The 554-nt window shown below is 67.3% G+C and carries 1 protein-coding gene; it reads right to left on the reverse strand.

What is annotated here, in order from left to right; translation table 11 throughout:
• Positions 1-554 (reverse strand): glycosyltransferase (locus A5673_RS13775; protein ID WP_156748192.1); only part of this gene is annotated, 554 nt, incomplete at both ends.

Here is a 554-nt window from a genome sequence, read left to right on the forward strand (position 1 = left end):
TAGCTGGTCGAGCCAATTGCCCCCCGCTTTGACGATGTGCATCGATTCGTTGGTCGCGGTGTGGGTTCGCACCGACAACTCCCGGGGCACGAAGCAGACCGTCGATCGCAGCATCAGACGCCACCAGAAATCCACGTCGACGAGCTGATAGATGTCGTTCCGCAGGCCGCCCGCCTCCAGCGCCAGCCGGCGCCGAAACATCACGCAGGTCGGCTCCCCCACCCAGTTCTCCTTCGCGCCGCGCAACACCACCTGGCGCACCAACGAGGGGCCGTCGTTGCGTTCCCGCAGGTTGCGAAAGCGCGTGTGCATTTTGCCGTACCGGCGCTGCCAGCGCTCGTCGTCACCCACCACCTGCCGGGGCGCGAACGCCAGCCCGACGGTCGGGTCGTCGAAGTAGGGAGCGAGCGTCGCCAAGGCGCCCGGAAGCAGCCAGTCGTCGCCGTGCACGAACTGCACGCACGTGCCGCGCGCCAGTTCCAGGCATTTGTTGTGGTTGCCGTTCAGGCCGAGGCGGGGCTGATTCTTCACCAGCCGGTCCCCGGGCCGCAGCA

This window comes from Mycobacterium sp. E3198 (genome assembly GCF_001667015.1).
In the GTDB taxonomy this organism is placed as follows: Bacteria; Actinomycetota; Actinomycetes; order Mycobacteriales; family Mycobacteriaceae; genus Mycobacterium.